Here is a 676-nt window from a genome sequence, read left to right as displayed (position 1 = left end):
GATTTGCTTTGACGGCAAGTGATAGACAAAGTTTGGGTTTTTAGACGACTCAAAATACGGGTTCTGTCTTTGATCAATCCTGAGCGGAAGGTGCGTAACTCACTCAGATCGTGTTGTATCTTTGTAGCCGGCTCATCTGGTTCTAATGCAAAAGCATCCCCCATAATTGCCAGCATTTTGGCATCAACGGCATCGGTTTTTGCGCGCATACCTTGGGCTTGTGCAAACCGACGCGCCTGCAACGGGTTTACCTTTACTAATGGTAAATGCGCGCCCAAAGCACGTTCTAGCCCACTGTGGTAAGCGCCCGTTGCTTCATAAATAACGCGTGTCACCACCGTCTGCGCACAGAACTTAGAGAGCGCCTTAAATCCTGCAGTGCAATTGCTAAACGACATCATTTTTCCGTCGCTCAGCCTGTGAATGTCCAAGGTGGCTTTGGAAATGTCTATACCAATGGTATCATCCGTCATCTTCGTCATATCCTATGCTTGTCCTAGAGGGCTTCGTGCCGCTCTGTATCCGTTCAGGCCTTTGGCGAAGGTGGTGTTTGATCTTACTCTACAACGGTCCTCAAAGACCAAGCGTCAGACGATCCAACCACCACCACAGATCAGCATTTTAAAATGCTGATCTGTGGCTCTTGTTTTGCACAAAAGCTGAGATCTTCATAAGA

Annotated in this window: 1 protein-coding gene; it reads right to left on the bottom strand. The window is 47.8% G+C overall.

Features of this window, described 5'->3' with window-relative positions; translation table 11 throughout:
* Positions 1 to 473, bottom strand: a 473-nt coding sequence (locus ACOI1H_RS26070) for an IS110 family transposase (protein ID WP_422441262.1), incomplete at its 3' end; no start/stop codon positions are given.
* Positions 474 to 676 lie beyond the last annotated feature (203 nt).

Origin of the sequence: Loktanella sp. DJP18, assembly GCF_049310965.1 — a bacterium.
Lineage (GTDB): Bacteria > Pseudomonadota > Alphaproteobacteria > Rhodobacterales > Rhodobacteraceae > Loktanella.
The sequence above is the reverse complement of the archived record's forward strand: the minus strand, read 5'-3'. Positions and strand labels throughout refer to the sequence as shown.